This window comes from Rosistilla carotiformis (genome assembly GCF_007753095.1).
Lineage (GTDB): Bacteria > Planctomycetota > Planctomycetia > Pirellulales > Pirellulaceae > Rosistilla > Rosistilla carotiformis.
In genome coordinates this window covers 352,498-373,532 of sequence record NZ_CP036348.1, presented here as the reverse complement: position 1 = coordinate 373,532, position 21,035 = coordinate 352,498, and the positions used below count along the sequence as shown (strand labels likewise).

Annotated in this window: 19 protein-coding genes; 9 read left to right on the top strand and 10 right to left on the bottom strand. The window is 57.3% G+C overall.

Annotated elements, in window-relative coordinates; translation table 11 throughout:
- Positions 1-8 precede the first annotated feature (8 nt).
- From Poly24_RS01420 to Poly24_RS01400, 5 genes are all read right to left on the bottom strand, one after another.
- Positions 9-866: a DUF1559 domain-containing protein gene (locus tag Poly24_RS01420; protein ID WP_145089425.1), complete on the bottom strand. Its 858-nt coding sequence runs from the start codon at positions 864-866 to the stop codon at positions 9-11.
- Between the two features lie 867 nt (positions 867-1,733).
- Positions 1,734-3,110 (bottom strand): alginate O-acetyltransferase AlgX-related protein, encoded by a 1,377-nt coding sequence (locus tag Poly24_RS01415; RefSeq protein WP_231753403.1) that lies wholly within the window; start codon positions 3,108-3,110, stop codon positions 1,734-1,736.
- 245 nt (positions 3,111-3,355) lie between these two features.
- The gene (locus Poly24_RS01410; protein ID WP_145089419.1) at positions 3,356-3,931 is read right to left on the bottom strand and encodes an RNA polymerase sigma factor; all 576 of its coding nucleotides are present in this window, start codon (positions 3,929-3,931) and stop codon (positions 3,356-3,358) included.
- A 334-nt stretch (positions 3,932-4,265) separates the two neighbouring features.
- Positions 4,266-4,568 (bottom strand): hypothetical protein, encoded by a 303-nt coding sequence (locus Poly24_RS01405; protein WP_145089415.1) that lies wholly within the window; start codon positions 4,566-4,568, stop codon positions 4,266-4,268.
- A gap of 437 nt (positions 4,569-5,005) precedes the next feature.
- The gene (locus Poly24_RS01400) at positions 5,006-6,316 is read right to left on the bottom strand and encodes a M48 family metalloprotease (protein WP_145089412.1); all 1,311 of its coding nucleotides are present in this window, start codon (positions 6,314-6,316) and stop codon (positions 5,006-5,008) included.
- Positions 6,317-6,705: 389 nt separating this feature from the next.
- On the opposite strand from Poly24_RS01400, the gene Poly24_RS01395 reads away from it, so the two are divergent.
- The 5 genes from Poly24_RS01395 (at position 6,706) to Poly24_RS01375 (ending at position 12,261) form a co-directional block, all read left to right on the top strand.
- Entirely contained in the window at positions 6,706-6,945 is a 240-nt protein-coding gene (locus tag Poly24_RS01395; protein ID WP_145089409.1) for a BON domain-containing protein, read from the top strand.
- Positions 6,946-7,131: 186 nt separating this feature from the next.
- The gene (tpx, locus tag Poly24_RS01390; protein ID WP_145089406.1) at positions 7,132-7,647 is read left to right on the top strand and encodes a thiol peroxidase; all 516 of its coding nucleotides are present in this window, start codon (positions 7,132-7,134) and stop codon (positions 7,645-7,647) included.
- Between the two features lie 172 nt (positions 7,648-7,819).
- The gene (locus Poly24_RS01385; protein ID WP_231753402.1) at positions 7,820-8,581 is read left to right on the top strand and encodes an FKBP-type peptidyl-prolyl cis-trans isomerase; all 762 of its coding nucleotides are present in this window, start codon (positions 7,820-7,822) and stop codon (positions 8,579-8,581) included.
- Positions 8,582-8,908: 327 nt separating this feature from the next.
- Positions 8,909-10,672 carry a potassium/proton antiporter gene (locus Poly24_RS01380; protein ID WP_145089403.1) on the top strand — a complete coding sequence of 588 codons (1,764 nt, stop codon included), beginning with the start codon at positions 8,909-8,911 and terminating at the stop codon, positions 10,670-10,672.
- Between the two features lie 590 nt (positions 10,673-11,262).
- On the top strand, positions 11,263-12,261 hold the full coding sequence (locus Poly24_RS01375; protein WP_145089400.1) for a hypothetical protein: 999 nt from the start codon (positions 11,263-11,265) through the stop codon (positions 12,259-12,261).
- Between the two features lie 466 nt (positions 12,262-12,727).
- Here the strand turns inward: Poly24_RS01375 and Poly24_RS01370 are convergent, their stop codons facing one another.
- Together Poly24_RS01370 and Poly24_RS01365 are read right to left on the bottom strand one after the other, a co-directional pair.
- On the bottom strand, positions 12,728-13,621 hold the full coding sequence (locus Poly24_RS01370; protein ID WP_231753401.1) for a hypothetical protein: 894 nt from the start codon (positions 13,619-13,621) through the stop codon (positions 12,728-12,730).
- A gap of 48 nt (positions 13,622-13,669) precedes the next feature.
- Complete coding sequence (locus tag Poly24_RS01365; protein WP_145089398.1) at positions 13,670-15,067, bottom strand: glutamate decarboxylase; 1,398 nt, start codon at positions 15,065-15,067, stop codon at positions 13,670-13,672.
- Between Poly24_RS01365 and Poly24_RS01360 the strand changes: the two genes are divergently transcribed.
- The 3 genes from Poly24_RS01360 to Poly24_RS01350 all read left to right on the top strand — a co-directional run bounded on the left by Poly24_RS01360 (position 15,061) and on the right by Poly24_RS01350 (position 17,147).
- Entirely contained in the window at positions 15,061-15,396 is a 336-nt protein-coding gene (locus Poly24_RS01360) for a hypothetical protein (protein ID WP_145089395.1), read from the top strand. The genes Poly24_RS01365 and Poly24_RS01360 overlap by 7 nt on opposite strands.
- 49 nt (positions 15,397-15,445) lie before the next feature.
- Positions 15,446-16,201 (top strand): sulfite exporter TauE/SafE family protein, encoded by a 756-nt coding sequence (locus Poly24_RS01355; RefSeq protein ID WP_145089391.1) that lies wholly within the window; start codon positions 15,446-15,448, stop codon positions 16,199-16,201.
- A gap of 160 nt (positions 16,202-16,361) precedes the next feature.
- A complete protein-coding gene (locus tag Poly24_RS01350) occupies positions 16,362-17,147 on the top strand; it encodes a 3-keto-disaccharide hydrolase (protein WP_145089388.1) in 786 nt (261 codons plus the stop codon).
- A 6-nt stretch (positions 17,148-17,153) separates the two neighbouring features.
- On the opposite strand, the gene Poly24_RS01345 is transcribed toward Poly24_RS01350, so the two are convergent.
- The 3 genes from Poly24_RS01345 to Poly24_RS01335 all read right to left on the bottom strand — a co-directional run bounded on the left by Poly24_RS01345 (position 17,154) and on the right by Poly24_RS01335 (position 19,702).
- The gene (locus Poly24_RS01345) at positions 17,154-17,354 is read right to left on the bottom strand and encodes a DUF5989 family protein (RefSeq protein ID WP_145089385.1); all 201 of its coding nucleotides are present in this window, start codon (positions 17,352-17,354) and stop codon (positions 17,154-17,156) included.
- 70 nt (positions 17,355-17,424) lie between these two features.
- The gene (locus Poly24_RS01340) at positions 17,425-17,835 is read right to left on the bottom strand and encodes an SxtJ family membrane protein (protein WP_145089382.1); all 411 of its coding nucleotides are present in this window, start codon (positions 17,833-17,835) and stop codon (positions 17,425-17,427) included.
- Positions 17,836-17,875: 40 nt separating this feature from the next.
- On the bottom strand, positions 17,876-19,702 hold the full coding sequence (locus Poly24_RS01335; RefSeq protein WP_145089379.1) for a carbamoyltransferase family protein: 1,827 nt from the start codon (positions 19,700-19,702) through the stop codon (positions 17,876-17,878).
- 162 nt (positions 19,703-19,864) lie between these two features.
- Here Poly24_RS01335 and Poly24_RS01330 point away from each other — a divergent pair, with 162 nt between their 5' ends.
- Positions 19,865-21,007 carry an endonuclease domain-containing protein gene (locus tag Poly24_RS01330; RefSeq protein WP_145089376.1) on the top strand — a complete coding sequence of 381 codons (1,143 nt, stop codon included), beginning with the start codon at positions 19,865-19,867 and terminating at the stop codon, positions 21,005-21,007.
- Positions 21,008-21,035 lie beyond the last annotated feature (28 nt).

Here is a 21,035-nt window from a genome sequence, read left to right as displayed (position 1 = left end):
GGGCGGGATCAGTCGAGTTTCGCGACCTCGCCACCGTCCATGCTCGCGACAGAAAGATACGTGTTGAAATCGACGGTCTCACCAATGAAACGCACCGACCCATCGCACACCCCGACTTGAATACCACCTGGATGATTGCTACCAAAGCTCATGTCATTAAAATTGGCGGTGTAGTCGGAGTTGATGGGGTGCGCAACGTTTTTGGCAGAACCCCAGTGCGAATCGATCGTGCCACCTCGCGTGTACGCACGGTAACGAGTCGACAAACCGTTTCGATCGGTCCAAGAAATCTCACCAAACGCAAGCGTATTGGAAGTGCCGTCAAGGATATCGGAGAACGCTCGATAGCGACGCTGAAAGAAGAGCCCTTGTTCCGAACTGCCGCCATGCCCCCCGTTGGTCCGCTCCTTGTACGCCGTTCCCGAATTTGGGTTGATGCCGGTCGGACCAAGCACGCCGTAATAGTGCGTTGTGTAGTCGGCTGAGGTATCGTCAGCGACCTTTTCCGTTGCACTCGGGCAGATGAATGCTGCATTAATAGTTTGAGTCAACGGTCGGTTGTTAGTCGAACTGAACGCTTCATTCAAAATGAACTGATCGAACAGGTTCTGCTGCTCGATATACGGCATGAGCGAGACATGCAGACTCAGCCCCTCCGTGTATGGCATCGCAACTGCGGGAAATGCCAGATGGGTGTCGTGGTAGTTGTGCAACGCCAAACCGAGCTGCTTGAGATTGTTGCTGCACTGCATCCGCCGCGCTGCCTCGCGTGCCGCTTGGACTGCCGGCAATAGCAACCCCACTAGAATGCCAATAATGGCAATTACGACAAGCAGTTCGACCAGAGTAAAGCCTTGACGCTTCATCTTCAAAAGTCCTTATAGAAAAAGCATAGAAAAGAACGCCCCAGAAGAGCCCGCAGACACGAGGGTGCCGAACCGGCCAATACAGCCGCAACAACGGGGGGCAAGATCAACTTATCAAGGTAAAAACATCGGTGCAAGCAGAATCACGCGATACAAAAAGTATTCTTGCCTTGAAATATCGCGAATATTTTCAGCAAAAGATTGCTGTCATAGAGAGAGAAGAGGGGAACGAGACGGCGCTTGATTCACACCTCTCCTGCGTTTTTTTGGCCGAGCAGCCTTGCTGCCCCATCGCATGATCACGATAAAAACATCACGACCCGACAATAGAAGAAGCACTTACAAGGACGAGGGGGAAACTCGACGGAGCGAGGGATTGCCACGGCATCCACGCCACGCCCTCCAGCGATTCAAATACGCTTGCGAACGGTCGCCAAGAACACTGGCTTGACTCCAATCCGCCCTCTACCCCAACAACTCGATGCGCAACCGCACACCAAGTTCATCACGCAACACTAAAACGCAAAACACGAACTAAGAAGACAACACGAATTCGATCCCCGATTAGCAGCAGTCACACGTTGAAGCCTGAACAACAAATCCAACGCGAGGCGACCAATCACATCGGCGTTTGGTTATTCCGCCGAAGAACTACTGTCCTAGCCAGCCGAAACGAACACGGGCGTGTCGCCGTGCGTCCCCACTGGCAACGGTTAGCCTTCGCGCGGGCAAAGTCGCTGTCGACCTGAGATGCGGCGTTATCGACCAGCACTCCAGCGGCAGCCAAGTTCAGCCTGCTGTCAGCCGGCGGCGTCCAATGCTGCAGCATCGGACACATCGAACGAGTCCGCCAGAAGCGAAGACAACCTAACTCTCCCCAGCCCCTCGCACGCGTTTCTCAAGGGCTTCAACAACCGTCTGGTGATAAAAACCAATCCCCGTTTGCTTCAGCCAATGTTCGTTCGCAACCACCTGGTTTGAAAGCGTCGCCTGGCGCCCCGCTTCGGTTTGCTCCGAGAGGATTTTTTGGATGAGCGCGGGGATGCAATAGTTCAGCTTCGGAACCCGCACGATGAATCGAGCGTTCGTCTGTCCAACGACATAATCAGGCTTCAGCTTCGATATCAGTTGTGGATCGAGATTCGCTGCCGTGTGAGCCAACACGACGCGATGAAAAATTCGACTGCTGTATTTCAACATCGGATAGCTGGACGATGATCCGAAAACCAAGCAGGTCTTTTTCAACAAAGCATCGCGATTCTCCGTGACGACGATGCGACCAAAAAATGGCAGCCCATTGTCATAGACAACCACCTTGCGGTAATCGTACGACTCCAGCACTTGCGTCGACGACGTTTGCACCGGAGAGAGCTTTCTGCCCAGATCACCGACAATTTCCTCCGGCCGATACCTGTCATTTGCGAACAGCGAAACCACATCCGCCAAAGGCAAACGAAGCGTCCTCGCCACCTCGACGGTTGCCACCATCGCCCCGCGGTCGCTGAAGTGCGTGTCGGCAGTCAAATAGGATTCGTCACCAATCGCCGAAAGTGGCGTCACGGGATGGACCAGCATCTCATCAGGAATTACCGCCCCAAGTTGCTCCTGGAGAGTCTGCTGGCCTACAGCATGAGGATAGTACTTCGGTAAAACACTCTCCTTCGTTGGCGACAACAAAAGAGCGACCGGAGCCCCAACCCTACTCCCCATTTGCTGCAGTCGCCGCGAGTACCTCCGCCAACTCCGCAGTCCTTTGCGTGTCAATCTCAGCGTTCCATCGTGCTGACAGGCACTGTTGTTGGTGTCGTTTCTAAGAAACAACCAACCCGCTTTCCCATGCAACACCTTCGATGCGAGATCGCGTTCCGACTCCACCCCCGTCGCTGCGACTTCAGCCAACGCCCACTGCCGTCCATCCAACCGCAGGGACAACTTCACAGGTTCAACCTGCGGGGCTACGACGAATCGGAAGCCACACCGAAGCTGAGGGTGATCTGCGGCAGCTCCGGAAAAGAAACCTGCGATCACATCGGGTCGCAACTGATCCAGCGGCCGGACGATTTCAACATGAGCATCCAGCGACGCAGCGACTTCGGGAACTTCGCCCCAAGCGAACCGGTTAGGCTGAATCAACACCCAGCCCTTGATAGTCACCGCTGTCCCTGCAGCCGACTGAGCACACTCGTCCAAGCCCCATTGAAAAACGGGGGACTGCCGGCGGATCACCTGACGAGCGGACTTCAACAACCCCCGAGCAGCTGGCACCCCCCGCGAGGCAGTTGATCGAAACATGGTCCGCTTTCGCGCCTAAACTCTGGAAAAATCACCGCTGAACCGCAACTCCCAAGGGGCAAACGCCGACGGGAGCTGCAGTTAACGTTACGCGGGTGATGTTACCAAAGGGTGCGATGCCGAACTGCCCCCCAAGCGATTAACGACAGGCAGCCCCAGACACCACCGAGCCAGTTTGGAACGAAATTCCACGCGATTCAAACCGCCTGCAAAACGTCCAACTCCTTAGCCAGTCGCTTGCGAGCGACGTGCAGACGTCGCTTGATCGTACCGACCGGCGCGTCGAAAGCATCGCTCATCTCGATCAAGCTCTGCCCGTCGAGATAAAACGCTTCGAGCGTCTGCCGATCCATGTCGCCAAGTCGCCCCAGGCCCTCGTGGATGTAGGCGGCGTTCTCGCGATCGATCGCCACATCCTCGGGAGTTCCCGAATCGAAGCAAGTTGCATCGAGCGTCACCGGATCGCACGCGACGGCGCGAGGCCGCCGAGTGAACCGGTTGATCGCCATCCGATGTACGATCTGACGAACCCAGCCGCCAAAGGCTTCCGGGACACGCAACTGATCGATCTTTTGCATCGCTTGCACAAACACATCCTGTGCCAACTCTTCAGCCTCGTCGACGCTACCCAAGCGACGAATCGCCAACCCGATGACCTGAGGCCGGTAGCGGTCGAACAATTCACCAAATGCGAGCCGATCGCCTGCTTGAGCGGCGGTTACCAATTCGGCAACGGTCTGATTTCGCAGATCCGAAAGAAATGCCGTAGACATACTAATGTTTTCCTTTTCCCGAAGCGTCTTGCTCCACGCAGCGCTCTGGGGGCCTAGCCACACCCGGCGTTGAATGGAAATCGATTGAAACAATTCCGTCTCAAGAACACGCTGCACACATCCACCGAAGGTGCGAGCGAAGTTCCGCGGTGGCTCCCAATCAACGCATCGCCAGCCCCTTGCAGGTACGACAACACAGATCAAAGAAACCCGATTCTTGGGCAGTCAGTGGAAACGCCGATCGAACGCAAACACCCCGCAGGGATCGTGCACGAGCGAACTTTCACAGACGAAAGCCCTAGTAATCACCAGATTTGTACGAGCGGCCTGAAGTTCAGGCGTTTCGCGATCCGGCCATTGCTGGCATCAATGCCAGCCCGCTCGATGACAGCCCTTGCGTGCCACCGGACATCAGCATCGCTGACGTCGTCTCCGTACAGACCCGCCAACAGCGGGTCATCGGATACGGCATGCCCGTAGGCATGCCGCAACTGGCAAAGGCTTTCGCGTAACTTAGAAGCTGCTGTTTTAGGCGCAGATGGAGGCGGCGCACTACGACCAAGCAGCCAATAACGACCACGCGATCTTCACGATCGACGACGTTAACAACAGCATTGGTAATAATTTCGTTACGCACTTGAGGCCTCCTTCGCGATAGCAACGCGAATAGAGAAGTTCAGAAAATGTAGGGCTAGTTAACAACAACCAGCCCCGGAAAACAAACATTGAAACCAGGACCTTTACCGCAAAGGGCAACGGTCCCTAACAAGATCATCGCCAATACGATGGACTCTTGTCAATCATTTATCGGCCCAAATCGGTAACAGTTTCCGACTCAGCCGCCAATAAATACGACCTGCTTCGCCCACTTAGACGCCTGCGATCGCGACGGGTTCGCGTTTTTCTGAGATTTCCAGAAAATACGATTCCGCCGGGAAAACATAGGCCTCACGGCACAACAGCTGGAGTGAAGCCTTTAGGCGACTTACGCGGCACCCGAATTTGACAAGCTGAATTCGCCTCGCCAAAATCGCCTGAAGGCTCCACTCCAGCGACCGGTCTCGCCGTCTAATGTCAGACCTGCTGCAGCGACGATTGCTGCGAGACAGCGGGATTGGCGACCCGGTGCAGTCGATCGACGCGAGTCGCCAGGCTCGGGTGCATCCAACTGGCTCGGCAAGCCTTGGGATTGTCGCTGCAGACATCGACCAACGCCGATGCGAGCACGTAAGCGGCATCGACCTCCGACGCCGGAACCGCTCCCTGCAAGCGATTCCCCGAATCCGCCGCCGCGATCCGGGCAGCCAGCGAGCAGGCGTAACGATCGGCATCCAGTTCGGTCGCGTGAGAAACCCAACGCAGCGCTAACAGCGTCAGTAGCAAGCCCGCCGCGACGACAGCCCCCTGCTGCAGCGGAGCCCCTGCAAAATGAGAACCGATGAAACCGACAATCCCCCAGGTTGGAACCAGCGTCAACATCCGCAGCGCGATGTGCCAGCGGCGGACATGTGCCAATTCGTGCAGCACCACCATCGTCGTCGATTTGCGATCCAGTCGGTCCAAGAGGGCGTCGCTGAGCAACAACATCCGGAAACCGGGAATGAATCCGGCGACCAAAGCGCTGCAGATCCGGCCTTCGGTTTCCCACCGGCGGATTCGAAAATGCCGCAAGCCCGACGCGCGAACGACATCGACTAACCAAGCCGATTGCGGATCGTGTTCGCACCGCCGCGTGTTCCAAATGAAACGGATCAGCATCGGCAAAAAGAAGGGCAAGCAGAGTAAACCGGCCGCGCCGCCGACCCAACGATGCTGCGAATCGGCGCCGACAAACCCGAAATTCACCACATCGATCACGGCAAACACAAACAAGACCGGCAACAAGATCCACGCCGCTTGCAACCGCAGCGATTCCATCACCGCGTGCAGCGTCGGGAACCGCGACGGCGAATCGCCCGCGTTTTGAACCGGCTCCGCTTCGCCGACCCAATCGGAAAACTGTCGCTCGGCCAGCCAAGTCGACGCCACGGCAGCCAGGCTAGGAATCAACATCCCCATCGCCCCCAACGCCATCGATGCACCGATCGGCGAATCCTCGACAGCTTGCGAAAAACCACAGGCCGTCAGCCCAACGGCTCCCAGCGGCAGCCACAACCAACGCAAGCAATTCAGCTGACGCGAGAGCTTACGAGCCGCCTGATCAAAGCTCGCCTTCTGTCGCAACACCTTCTGTGCATTCAGGATCGCAAACCCTTTGGCCATGACACCCCACAACATCACCATCCCAAACGCGGTCACAAACGGACTCGGAAGCGCCAGCAAGCGGTCAGCGGAAGCGGCCGACAGCAGAACCGAAATCAGCAGGGCAAACCAATACACGGGCATAAATCAGCTCGATCAAAGAACGTGACAATCACTGCATAAAATCCAACAAGATATCTCCTCCACCGTAATCACCCCCCGTCGGCGAAACTGCCCGCCGACAACGGGCCCGGCAACAATTCCCTGGTGGTGACCGCAATTCAGAGCGCGTGCTCCGGTTATAACGCCGCGCAACCGCCTGCGGCAAACCGACGTAAAAGTGACTGCAAAGCACCTGATACGACCAAATCGCCGCCCCTTCGCCGTCAGATTCGATTCAACCGTCACCGACACCGCTGCCGTTACATTTTCCAGGCGTGAACCCCAAATAATTCTAAGGGTGCTAGCAATAACTTGCCGAATTCTTCTATGGCGAACGCCAATCCTCCCCACAACCCAACGGCAGAACCCTGATGATTACAGAAACCTTTGCGACCCAAATCGACAACGAACCTCTACAAATCCGCGTCGACAGCGTGATCCGGCAACACCCGCACCTACGCGGGATGGGCATCCGACCCCATGCCGAAGGACAAAACGTAGTCCTTAGCGGCACGGTTCGCAGTTATTTCATCAAACAGATGGCCCAGGAAGCGGTTCGAAGCGTTCCCGGCGCCGACCGCGTGGACAATCAAATCGAAGTCCACTGGTAAGCGAAGCTCTTGCCACTAGGATCGCCTGGTCATTAGCGGGCGATCCCAAACCGCATCCAGGGCGGCTGGAACACACGCCCTTTGCCGCACCATCGATCTTCGCCATACTTCATTGAACGCATTCGCGGCACCCATACGAATGCAATGCGATGAAGTTAATCCAACCCATATAGCGGAGATACGAAGATGGCACGCAGCGGAGTGATCACATTTAAAGGCAACCCGATGACGTTGCAAGGCGAAGCATTGTCCGTGGGCAGCCCTGCCCCCGACTTCAAATTGCACTATTACAAAGACGGAATGCAAACGTTGACCCTCGCCGACCTCAAGGGGAAGCCAGCCCTTTTGAGCATCGTCCCTTCGTTGGACACCGGCGTCTGCGCGATTCAAACGAAGAAGTTCAACGAATCGCTGGGCGCTCTGGGCGATTCGATCAACGCTGTCACGATCAGCCGCGACCTTCCGTTCGCGCAAGCTCGCTTTTGCGGCGCCGAAAACGTCTCGATGCAAACCGCTAGCGACTACCAGACCGGGGAATTTGGCGCAACTTACGGCATGACGATCGATGAACTGAAGCTGTTGACCCGCGCGGTCGTCGTGCTCGATTCCAAGGGGACCGTCCTCTACGCCGAAACCGTTGGCGAAGTGACCAGCGAACCGAACTACGACGCGGCGCTGGAAGTTCTGAAAAACGCCAGCTAACACAATGGCCCTTGATTCCATTGGAACCCACCACGCAGGCGGGCGAAGCGGCCCGACCTGCGGCGGTCGATCGGCGTGGTTCGCCACGACGGGATCAGCCTGCTATCCTGAACCCAACCAGCCGCAGCCCTCTTTGAATCGCGGCAACCTTTCCACCCTTAGGAACATCTCCATGAAACGCTTGCTATTTTGCGGGCTGCTTTGCTCCTGCCTCTCCACCCTGCCAATCCAAGACGCTATGTCCCAAGATTCGATCCCCGCCCCCGCATCGGGCGTAAAAGACGTAAACAGCTACGCCCTGGGCCTCGAAATGGGCAGCCAGTTGCGCCGCCAAGGTTTCGAAGCGGGCGATCTCGACACCGCCTCGGTCGCTTTGGGCATCTTCGACGCGATCAGCAAGGCGAATCCGAAGATCACCACCGAACAGATCCAAGCGGCCTTCCAAGCGATTGACGCCCAACTGCAACAGCGCGCTGAAGCCCGCGTTCGCGAACAAAAAGAGAAGATGGAAGCGATCGCTGGCCCCAACAAAGAAAAAGCGGATGCTTTCCTGGCCGCAAACGGCAAGAAACCAGGCGTCGTGACGCTCCCGAGTGGCTTGCAATACCAAGTCATCAAAGAGGGAACCGGCGCATCGCCGACGGCACAAAGCACCGTCAGCGTCCACTACACCGGCAAACTGATCAACGGGGAAGTCTTCGACAGTTCGGTCGAACGTGGCCAACCCGCTCGATTTGGCGTCGGCCAAGTCATCCGCGGCTGGACCGAAGGACTGCAGAAGATGAAAGTTGGCGACAAGTGGATGCTCTACATCCCACCCGACCTCGGATACGGCATTAATGGATCCCCCTCGCGAGATCCAAGCGAACCGCCAACGATTGGCCCAAATGAAGCGTTGATCTTCGAAGTCGAATTGCTCGACATCCTCGACTGATCCGAAAGATACGCGAGCAAGTGATTCCAGGTTCCGGCCTGGAAGCACTTGCTTCAAAGCAATACGTTCCCGCAATCCATCGTTGAATTCATCGTTCAAACCTTTAGGAATCCAACCGATATTGCGTCCTTCCCTCTCCGACGGTTGATTCGGCACCGTCGCGTAGCCGGCTCGGCGGCCGCTCCCTTCTCCCTTCGGCCCCCGCTACCGCATGCGCAACGCGAACTCACGGCGTTGCCGCATCGGCAATTCGCGACAGAAACACCTTGGCGGTGACTTAGCGACGAACAGGGAACATCACCGTCCTGCCCTCGCTTCCATCGAATCATGCTGAGCATTGAAACCCTGATCCTGATCATCGGCATCCTGCTGCTGCTGGGCATCGCGTCGAACAAGTTTTCGGCGCGGGCCGGTGTGCCGGTGCTGTTTGTCTTCTTGATCGTCGGCATGCTGGCCGGTTCCGAGGGGATCGGCGGGATCGAGTTCGAAGACTATTCATTAGCCTACGGGATCGGAACGGTCGCGTTGTGTCTGATCCTGTTCGACGGCGGCATCCGAACGCCCTATTCGTCGATCCGGTCGGCCTGGAAGCCGGCGGGCGTCTTGGCGACCATTGGCGTCTTTATCACGGCATTGATCACCGGTGCGGCGGCCGCTTGGGTTTTGGAGATTTCGATCTGGCAGGGGATGTTGTTGGGCAGCATCGTCGGTTCGACCGATGCGTCGGTCGTCTTTTCGGTGCTCCGTGGAGGAGGCGTTAACATCCGCCCCAAGCTGGCCAATACGCTGGAGGTGGAGAGCGGGTCGAACGATCCGATGGCGATCTTCTTGACGATCGGTTTGATCCAAGTGCTCAGCGGCGAAGTCCCTTTTGGCTTCGGCTTGATCACGTTGTTTCTAAACCAGATCGTGCTTGGCTCGGTCGTGGGGATCGGAATCGGTTGGGGCGGAGCGTGGATGCTCAGCCACGTGCGACTCGAAGCCGCCGGGCTGTATCCCGTGATGGCATCGGCGCTGGCCCTGTTTTCGTTTGGGCTAGCTGCCGCGTTTGGTGGCAGCGGATTTTTGGCCGTCTACCTAACGGGAATCGTGATCGGCAACCGGCGTCCCGTCTTCTATCGCGGGATCTTGCTGTTTCATGATGCGGTCGCCTGGATCTGCCAGATATTAATGTTTACCGCGTTGGGGATCCTTTCGTTTCCGAGCCGGTTGGTCGGAGTGGCGGTTCCCGCATTGCTGATCTCGTTTGTGTTGATCTTCATCGCCCGCCCGATCGCTGTCTTCCTGTGCGCCTCGCCGTTTAAATTCTCGTTTCGAGAGCTGACCTTCCTGTCCTGGGTGGGACTGAAGGGAGCGATCCCGATCACGCTGGCCACCTTCCCGATGCTCGCGGGACTGCCGAGTGCCTCGTTGATGTTCGACACCGTTTTCTTTGTCGTCTTGACCTCGGCCTTGGTGCAAGGCTGGACGCTGCCTCATATCGCTCGCTACTTGAAGCTGGAGGTGCCGACCCGCTTGCCGCCACCGGTCACTCTCGAGATCAGTTCATTGACCAACGTCGACGGCGACATCGTCGACTACTTTGTCGACGAGTCCTGCCAGGCGACGGGGCGGATGATCAAAGACCTGGCCTTGCCCGAGGGCGTTGTGATTGCGCTGTTGGTTCGCGACGAGCAGATCATTCCACCGCAAGGGCGTTCGGTGCTGCACAGCGAAGACCATGTGATCGTCGTCCTGCGACCGCGCGTTCGAGCGCTGGTCGACCGGATCTTCGCGCGCCGCGAACAACTGGAGAGTCCGATCCCGGCGGAGCTGGAGTTTCCGCTGCGAGGGTCGATCAAGGTCGGAGAGATCGAACAGTTCTATGGACTATCGATCGACACCGACAACGATGCGACGCTCGATGAATTGGTGCGGAAGCGACTGGATCCAGCCGACGTCAAAGTTGGCGCGACGGTCCGGTGCGAACAGCTCGCGTTTCGTATCCGAGAGCTGTCGTCCGGCGGAAGCGTCGAATACGTCGGCATGACGATCTTGCCGCAAACCGAATCGAACAGTAGCGGCGAAGCGAAGACCGAGGCTCCCCAATAACCTGTTCAACAACACGGAACACCTGCACGGAAGGGAAGCAATTCCCGGACACCCTCCCCGGAGAAAACCTCCGTGCCTTAGTGCCTCCGTGAGATTCTTTTAATTCCCGGGCGTGAGGTCTCTCACAAAGGCACGAAGGCACAGAGTGAAGAAGTTGTGTTGGTCGCAAGCGTTTAATTGAATTCTCCTCCAAGCAAACTCCGTGCCTTGGTGCCTCCGTGAGATTCATTCGATACCTGGGCTGAGGCCTCTCACGGAGGCACCAAGGCACGGAGCGAAGCGATTGAGTCTTCCCCGAACACTCATATAAACACAGCACAACCAAGCTCGTCAGCCATGGACTCGATGCGGCCTGCAGTTCGTTGCGGTGGTCGCTTGATTTCGCTCCGCTAGGTCCTAGGATGGAGCGTTCGATCGATCAACACTGTTGCGGAAACGGCTTCCGCCGGTGGGACGACAAGCCGCAGACAACTTGTTGCCTGCGAGTGCATAAAGAGCTGCTATTGGCTAGACTGTTCTGCTGAATCAACGCATTGATTGGGAACACGTTCCATCGACTCCACTGAGCCCCGAACCATCGGATTTACAAAATGAAATTTCAACTTGCGATCACGCTTGGATTGTTTTCTTGCCTTCTTCCTGGATCCGCCTTCGCTGAAGACGTGAAGGTTGAAACCGTACTCCGCGGATTGCAGAATCCTTCCAGCGTTAGCTTTAGCCCCAACGGCGAACTGACGGTTTGCGATTCTCGCGGCCTCGTCGTGATGCTGAAGGAGGGTAAGCCCGTCAACTACGTCACCGGGTTCGATACCGAGTTTTGGAAGAGCGACGACACCGGAAAGAAGTGGTACGCCGTTGGACCTCTATCGGCGATTTGGGTCGGTGACACGTTAGTCGTCAGCGATTCGGGCAAAGGGGATGGCGAAGAGACGTTGCTGATGTTCAGCGCTGGCGGCAAAGCGTCGACCGGCGTGGCAACCAATCCCGTTGGTCCAACCAGCGACGACGCTGCCGACAAGGGGGAAGGAAATTTGACTGGCCTGAGTGCGACGGCTGACGGCAAGCAGATCTTTGTTGCTGGACAAGGCTTTGACGGGAAGTCGTGGGTCCTTTCGGCTGATCCGCAATCCAAGGAAATGCAACCCTTGCTGTCGGCTGACGACAACGGTATCGCGACCAATTCGCCGATGCAAACCTTGGTCGGCCCCGACAACACGCTCTACGTCCTGTACTCGGGCAAAGGCGGCGCAGCGGATGGCTTGATCGTTCAGTGGGATCTGGCAACCAAGAAGCCAGTCGCACAGTGGAAACTTGACGGCGTTATCAATCCAATGGGAATGGCTCATATCGATGGGACCAAGTTCGCCGTCGTCGAAAACAATTGGGCGCTGAACAACGTGAACGAAGGCCGCGTCGTGACCGTCGACCTGGGCGCAGAGGGGAAAGCTGAAGTCGCCGAGACCGGTGTGAAGTTGCACGGCCCGGTCGCCTGTGCCTTCGGTCCTGACAAGCGTCTGTATGTCACGCAGATTGGCGAAAAGATGGACGCCGCCGAAGGTAGCGTCGTCGCCATCAGCGGCCTGAAGTAAGCCTCTCGCAGCAATTCCGGCAAGCGAGCCAAAGCGTCTCGCTTGCCGTCTCTTTCGAATTGCAGGCATGAGGTCTCTCACAAAGGCACGTAGGCACAGAGTAAAGAAGCAGTTTCTGTAAAAACACTCATTCCGATGACGCCTAAACCTCCGTGCCTTAGTGCCTCCGTGAGAGTCATTCTGATTCCTAGACGTGAGGTCTCTCACAAAGGCACTGAGGGAAGAAGTTGTGTCTGTAAAAACACTCATTCCCATGACGCCTGAACCTCCGCGCCTTAGTGCCTCCGTGAGAGCCCTCGGATTCTCGGCATAAGGTCTCTCACAAAGGCACGAAGGCACAGAGTGAAGCAATGGTGTCTGTCCGGAAATGCCTCTTCCTGCTTCCCCTCTACAGCCGTGAAACGGCGATAGCGTATAGCTTGCGGGTGTGAGCCCGCAGATCACTTGTGCCGAAGCGTCAGGCACTTCACGCGGTGGTCGCGTCAGCGGTGTCTGGTTCGCTGGTCGATTGCTCGGCTTCGGGGAGCATTAGTAGGGCTCCGATCAGGAAGCAGATCGCGCCGGCGAGGGTGAAGGCGACGGAGATCGTTGGCCAGTCTTCCGGAGTTGTTGGTAGCGAGATACCCCAGAAGGCGGAGAGTAGGAAGCTGATGCAGCCGAGTAGGTTGATGGCGACGATCCACCAGGCGATTTCGCGTGGTTGGAACGACCAGTGAGCGTGGCAGGTTTCGATCCAGGCGAGATAGCCCGAGGCGAAGAAGAGTAGCGAGCCGAGGATGTTGGGCGTCCAGACCGCTAGGTCGGATTGGAACCAGTTTAATCCCGGGATCATCCCGTCGAAGGTGTTGAAGTTAAAGAGGATCGTCCCGGCGAACTGCAGGGCGCAACTGAGCCAGCCGACGTCGTGGGGCCGCCAGCCGAACAGTTTCCGCGATTGGTTCGGCGATCGCCCGGCGTTGGCGGCTTGAAACAACTGCAGCCAAGCCGCGGTGGTGAAGGGGATCGAGCCGGCGAAAAAGATCGCGTTGATGTTGGCTTCGAGTCCCGACGCTTTAGCCAACTCGGGCAAAAGCGTCAGCAAGCTACCGGCGGCGAACAGCGACGAACCAATGGCAAAGATGCAACCGATCCACCAGTTAAGGCTTTGTGGATTGAAGACCCAGGTCGCCAGAGAGCTTGCCGCGCGGCGAGGGCCCAGCGACTTGCGATGCTGACGCGACGTCCAGATCGATTCCACTTCGCCGGCAAGTTTGTAGACTCGCCGGGAAACAAAAGGCCACGCACCCGCCGCAGCGACGCAGACGCGGTCGTCTGCAGGGCTGATCGCGTCGCCGCCGTCGTTGATCTGAATGCTCGTCACGTGCTGTGTCTGCTGCTCGGATGTCGTGGGTGCGTCGGGCCAATTCGATCAGTGATGGAAACCCGAGGCTTCTTCTGACGTGATCTGCGACTGGACCGGGTGCTTCTTAAAGTAATCGATCGAGCGTTTGAGGTCCTCGATCAACAGAGCTCCCAGGTCGCGGCTGACACCATGCCGAACCAGGATCCGCTGGATCGCAAGGTCTTGGCGGTTCGCGGGCAATGCGTACGCGGGGACTTGCCAACCGCGACTGCGCAGCCGATCGGCGAGGTCGTAAAGACTGAATCCCGGGTCGACGCCCTCCTTGATCTTCCAGCAGAGTGCCGGGATGCCCGACTCCATGTCGCCGTCGTAGATCACATCGAAATAGTCCAGCTTTTCCAGCTCGCGTGCCACGAACTTCGCCGTCTCGTAACAAGCTGTGTGGATCTTGCGGTAACCCTCTTTGCCCAGCCGCAGGAAGTTGTAGTACTGGCAGACGACGGGACCGCCGGGACGCGAGAAGTTCAGCGCGATGTCGCGCATGTTTCCGCCCAGGTAATTGACCCAGAAGATCTCTTCTTGCGGCAGGTCCTGTTCCTCGCGCCAGATCACCCAGCCGACGCCCAGCGGCGACAGGCCGAACTTGTGCCCCGAGGTATTGATCGATTTGACGCGAGGTAGGCGGAAATCCCAGACCAGATCGGGAGCACAAAACGGAGCCAAGAAGCCGCCGCTGGCTCCGTCGACGTGTATCCGGATGTCAAGGCCGGTCTCTTTTTCCAGTTGGTCCAGGGCGTCGGAGACCTGTTGGACCGGTTCGTATTGGCAGGTGAAGGTGACGCCCAGAGTTGGCACGACGCCGATCGTGTTTTCATCGCAGCGTTTGATCACTTCTTCGGGAGTCATGATCAGGCGATCGTTCTCCATCGGGATCTCGCGCAGTTCGACGTCCCAGTAGCGGGCGAACTTGTGCCAGCAGACTTGGACCGGGCCGGTGATCAGGTTCGGTTTGTCGTAAGGTTTTCCAGCAGCCTTGCGCTTCGCCTCCCAGGCTCGCTTCATCGCCATCCCACCCAGCATCGCCGCTTCGCTCGATCCGGTCGTCGAACAGCCGATCGTGTTGGCGGCGGCCGGGGAATTCCAGAGGTCGGCAAGCATGTGCACGCAACGCGCTTCGATCTCCGCGGTCTGCGGATATTCATCCTTGTCGATCATGTTCTTGTCCATGCACTCGTCCATCAACTTATGCACTTCGGGCTCGGCCCAGGTCTGGCAGAAGGTAGCCAGGTTCTGACGCGAGTTGCCGTCGAGCATCAGTTCGTCGTGGACCAGCGAATAGACGTGCCGCGGATCGTGCTCTTCGCCTGGGAACTTGTATTTCGGCAACTGACCCGCAAGGTCGGCCGATCCGTAAACGTCGTCGTCGAGTAGTTCGCGAATCGAATCTTTATCGTGCAGTGGCATTTATTATTTCCTTGGGAAACGCTTCGTTCGGCGTGGCGAACCGCGAGATGATTTTACGTCGGTTAAAAACGACCGAGTCGCAAACGGATTGTCCTTCGTTCAAGGTGCTGTACGGGACAGGGGTGAACCTACCAACTGACGACGAGACTTGCCACCGCGATCCCCTGGGCAACGGCGCGGTTGCCGAGGGCTCCGATGACTGGGGGATGCTGTCGCCGTTGGATCACATGGGATCGAGGGGCAGATCACGCATAGCCGTGGTTTATCGTTGGCGTCATACTGGGCCGATGTTTGGTCTGCTGGCGTCGGTTTGTTCTCGCCTGCAATGAAGTTCACAGCCGCCAGGCGATGCGTCGCCTCGAAGGAATCGATTAGGAAATGCAGGAGCTGGCTTGGTACGTCGTTTTGATCGTCGCGGGTTTCATTGCGGGGATTATCAATACGATCGCGGGTGGTGGATCGTTCTTAACGCTGCCAGCGCTGATGCTGTTTGGCCTGGACCCCCAGGTTGCCAACGGAACCAATCGCGTGGCTGTCTTGTTTTCCAGCGCGTCGGCGGTCGCGACGTTTAACAAACACGGGTTCCTGAATCGGCGTTTGGCCTTCGAGCTGACGATCCCAACGCTGGCCGGAGTGCCCGCTGGCGGATTGCTGGCGATCTATCTGCCGTCGGGAATTTTCGAGGCGATCTTTGGCGTGATTTTCTTATGCATGGCGGTGTTGATCGCGATGAACCCCAAGCGGCTAATCGAAGCCCGCCAGGCGAGCGATCGATCGCGGTGGGTGACGGCTCCGCTGTTCTTTGCGATCGGCGTCTATGTCGGTTTCATCCAAGCGGGGATGGGAATTTTACTGTTGATGGCGATGAGCCTGTTGAACACCGGCGATCTGTTGGCCTCCAACGCGATTAAAAACCTGATCGGTTTTTTAGTCACTCTGGCTGCCGTCGCCTTGTTTGCTTTCTACGGCTACATCGAATGGCTGCCTGGATTAACGATGGCCCTGGGGAACGCGATCGGCGGCGTGGTGGGAGCGAAGCTGGCAATCAAAAAGGGGAACCGCTTGATCTTTGTCTTCTTGATCGTCGTCATGACCGCATCGGGCGTGAAGATGATTTGGTCGAGCCTCGCCTGATCTCATGAGAGGCTTGGGCATTTTTCCTGGGGCTGCGGAGGATCCCGTTACGATTGCGTTGCGGAGACCGATTTCACATTGAGAAGCTCCATCGAACAGAGGTTTTGTTTACAATGTCTCGAAAACGATTCGCTTCTAATTTTGGATAGGTCACCGTCGCATGAAAGCTTCTGTCGTCGCGTTTGCACTCGTTTCGCTGTTTGTTTCAACCGCTGCCACCGCGGACGAAGCGTTCCCCAAAGGGCAATGGGTTTCGCTGTTTAACGGCAAGGATCTCGACGGCTGGACCCCCAAGATCAAGGGCTACGATCTGGGCGACAACTATGGCAACACGTTCCGCGTCGAAGATGGCGTGATGAAGGTTGGCTACGAAGCCTACGATTCGTTTGATAAACGCTTCGGGCATCTGTTTTATAAGCAGCCGTTTTCGAACTACCGCTTTCGCGTCGAGTACCGTTTTGTCGGCGAGCAATGCAAGGGGGGCGAGGGCTGGGCGCTTCGCAATAGTGGCGTGATGCTGCATGGCGAGTCGCCCGAAGAGATGACCAAGGACCAAGACTTTCCGACCTCGATCGAAGTTCAGTTGCTCGGTGGCGATGGCAAACGTCCGCGGACCAACGCCAATCTTTGCACCCCCGGAACAAACGTCGTGAAGGAGGGCAAGCTGTTCACGCCGCACTGCACCAGTTCGTCATCGAAGACCTATCACGGCGACCAGTGGGTGACGGTCGAGATCGAGGTTCGCGGGAACGATGTGATCCGCCACTTGATCGATGGCGAGGTGGTTCTGGAATACACCAAGCCGCAGTTGGATGAACGCGACGCCCACGCCGCCAAGTTGATTGAAAAGGCGGGGACGAAGATGCTGTCCGGTGGATCGATCTCGCTGCAATCCGAGAGCCATCCGATCGAGTTCCGTAAGGTCGAGATCATGCTGTTGGATTGAGGCAGCTCAAAACAGCGTATAGATGAAAGGGGCTGCTGCGGTTCCCGACAGCAGCAACAGTGCACCGAGCAGCAGTAGCGCGACCAGGATCGGGGCGAGCCACCACTTTTTGTTGAACCTCAAGAATTCAACCAGCTCGCTCAGGAACGATTGCTCGTGGGAAGCGTTGGCGATTTCGGCGAATTTGTCGTCGTCTTGATCTTCCATTGTCCATGCTCGGATTGATTGGAGGCTTGCCCGCGACCTGCTGCATCGATGTTGGGGCTTCCCGTTTTGCTCAGTATTGTTTCAGGTATCGCTCGGCTGCGACCTCTGGCTCCGCCGCGATCCAGTGGCTGGGCCGCCTCGATTTCCTGCGCCCCAGCGGATCGTGCCCCGCGATTCGCAGGATCAGCCCCAGCGGCGTGATGATCCCATAATAAATGATCGCTAAGATCATGTGAGAGACCAGCCAGCGGATTGGAAAGACGGCGATCATCCACCCGACAAACAGTGGCTTCAGCATCCCCGGAACCACCGCACCGATCGCGGCGCTGGCGACGGCAGCGGCGATCATTGTCCCAGCTAGGTTCGTCGAACCAGCGTGCCAACGGAAGCCAGCGGCGATGACGAGGATCAGTCCCAGTAGGAAGCCGAACTGGCGGAGCGTCTTGTCGTCGGGAGCGGTGGTGATGTCGGAAGTTTTCATGGATGCTGGGGCATGCGTTGGAATGCGAGCTGATCGTCGATTATTGATCCGAGTTCTCGGATTTGATCACGATGCAATTTTCTAAAACCAAGACGTCGATCTCGGTCTGCGCGAAGCAGCGGTAGGCGTCTTCGGGAGTGCATACGATCGGTTCGCCGCGAACGTTGAAGCTTGTGTTGACCAGGACCGGACATTGAGTCTGTTGGTAGAAGTCGGTCAGTAGTTGATGCAGTCGCGGGTTGCGGACGCGATCGACGGTTTGCAGTCGCGCCGAATCGTCGACATGGGTGACCGCGGGAACGCGGCTGCGCGGCGGCCCGTTGAGCCTGCGCGATAATGCATCGGGCTGCGTTCCCCGATCGGAGGGAAGGCTGGTTGGATCGTCTTGGGGTGGCGTTCGTTTCGATTTCGCAACGGTGGTGACAAGGGACATGTACGGGCTGTCGTGCTGCGGAGCGATGTCGAACCACTCCGAAGCCAAGTCTTGAAGTACGATCGGTGCAAACGGCCGAAAGCTCTCGCGGCGTTTCACTTTGTTGTTCAGGATCGACTGCATTTGTGGAGCACGCGCGTCGGCCAGGATGCTGCGAGCGCCGAGCGCTCGCGGACCAAACTCCATCCGGCCGTGAAACCAGCCGACGACCTTCCCTTCAGCCAGCAGTTCCGCCACGCGGCGCGTAAGTTCTCGATCGTCATCGATTTGCGTGTAGCGAGCCGCTTGTCGATCCAGGAACTGCGAAATCGCGGCGTTGGTGTAGCTGGGGCCCAACAGGCTGCCGGCTTGCGAATCTTGGTCCGGTTGAACAGTGCGTTGTTTATTCAGCAGTTGATGCCAAGCAAACAGTGCTCCGCCGAGTGCGCCGCCTGCATCTCCGGCAGCCGGTTGAACCCAGATGCGCTCAAACGGGCCCTCTAGCAACAGCCGCCCGTTGGCGACGCAATTCAACGCGACGCCTCCGGCAAGAACCAGGTTTTTGCAGTCGGATTGTCGATGGATGTGTCGAGCCATCGCCAGCACGATCTCTTCGGTGACCGCTTGAACGCTGGCTGCCATGTCGAAATGTCGCTGCTGGAATTCCGATTCGGGCTGGCGCGGCGCGATCTGGAATAGGTCGCTGAACCGACGATTCGTCATCGTCAGTCCGCGGCAGTATTGGAAGTAACGCATGTCCATCCAAAAGCTGCCGTCGTCGCGGATGTCGATCAAATGCTCGCGGATCTTGTCGGCGTAGATCGGCGATCCGTAGGGTGCCAGTCCCATCAGCTTGTATTCGCCGCTGTTGACTGTAAATCCACAGTGATAGGTGAACGCGGAATAGAGCAGCCCCAGCGAGTGCGGGAAATTGATTTGGTGATCGGTTTGGAGTTTGTTTCCGCGTCCGACGCCCCAAGTTGTCGTGGCCCACTGGCCAACGCCATCGAGCGTTAAGAAGGCCGCTTCTTCGAACGGGCTGGGGAAGAAGGCGCTCGCCGCGTGGCTCTGATGATGCCCGGTGAAGATCAGCTTGGCTTTGGGCGCGTCGGCGAGTTCTCGCCGCAATCTGCGTTTGATGAACAACTTGTCCTTTAACCAGACCGGCATCGCGGCGGCAAAGCTGCGGAAGCCCGCGGGAGCGACCGCCAGATAGGTCTCCAGCAGTCGTTCGAACTTCACAAACGGCTTTTCGTAGAAGACGACGTAGTCGAGATCGTTGCGACAGAGCCCGGCTTGTTCCAGGCAAAAAGCGATCGCATGTTCAGGGAAACTTGCGTCGTGCTTGCACCGCGTAAAACGCTCTTCCTGCGCCGCCGCAACAATCACTCCGTCGACGATAAGTGCTGCCGCGCTGTCGTGATAAAAAGCGGAGATTCCCAGGATCGCGGTCAACTGTTGGGTGCTTTGTATAAACGGAGTCGGGAAATGAGAACGATTATATGGCGTTTGAGATCGCTGTGGTTGCGGTTCAAAATTTGTTGAGAGCACGCTGCTGCTGTGCTAGATTCGCTTGCGGTTTAAAGGCGGCGACGATGCACGTAATTGGATTGCCACATGGATGATAGCCGATTGGAATGGTTGCCGGATCTGTCTGCGGGGCTCATGGGGCTGGCGGTCGATGACGTGATGTCGACCTGTGATTCGGTCAGTAATCTGTTGCTCCAACGAAATCCCGAGGGCTGCATCGTGCGTTATGCGATGCGTTCGGTCCCCGAAAGCTCGCATTGGATGCATGCGTTCACTAAAACGTTTGCCGAGGCGGCATTGCAATATTGGCCGAATTGGTATCGCCAAACATTTTCATTCGAACATGCGGCTGAAGCGGGCCGCGGCCAAGATGCTTCTTTCGACGAGATCGTCGATGCGATGGTTGCCGGTTGCCGTTCCGAGCTTCAGCACGCTGTCGATCCGCGATGGTTGCGGTTGGCGATCAGATGTGTCGCCAGGAATCAAGTGCCGTTTGTTCCCCAGTATTCGCTGACGCAGCAGCTGCGGCAACTGGCAGCGGCATTGACGGGATCACCGTTAGTGGTTTTGATTTCTGCCACTTGGAACGAAGCGTGTGATGATCCGCGAATGATGGGATTGGCGGCGGGGTGTGAATGGGTAGCGGAGCAAACAGGTGGAGCGGTTTATCTGGTGACCGACCCTGCGATCGCACGCCATCGGATGCTGGAGAAGGTGCCGTTTGTGCATCGTTCTGGAGACGAGAATGCGCAATGGCAGTCGGGAGCTACAGCAACGTCGCCGGAAGCGAATGCCGTTGCGGAGGCAGCAAGGCCGGGGGCGGATCGGGTAGCCGGAAGGCAAAACCAGGAAGAGCGGAAGCTGGTCTTTCCGATCCTTGGTCGCCCGCATCCTGGTAGTCCAGGGGAGCAGTTTCTTGCCCGAGCGCTTGCCAACGATCGATCGCTGGCGGGGATGTTTGAATTCAATGTACGTGTTTTGGGTGTGCGTGGATCGTCGCATGTGGTGGATTTGCTGTGGCGAATTGGTAAAGTAGTCGTGGAAGTCGATGGCTTTCGATTCCACAGCAGGGAGGAAGAGTTTCGCAAGGATCGTTTCCGCGACTACGAATTGCTGATCAGCGGTTATCTGGTGTTACGGTTGCCGCATGACGAAGTGATCGCCGACCCGTTGTTGGCGATCGAGAAAATTCGTGACGTCGTTAATTTCCGGATTGCTGAAAATCAGTAGGTTGAGGTGACGCGTGAATTCGACTGAA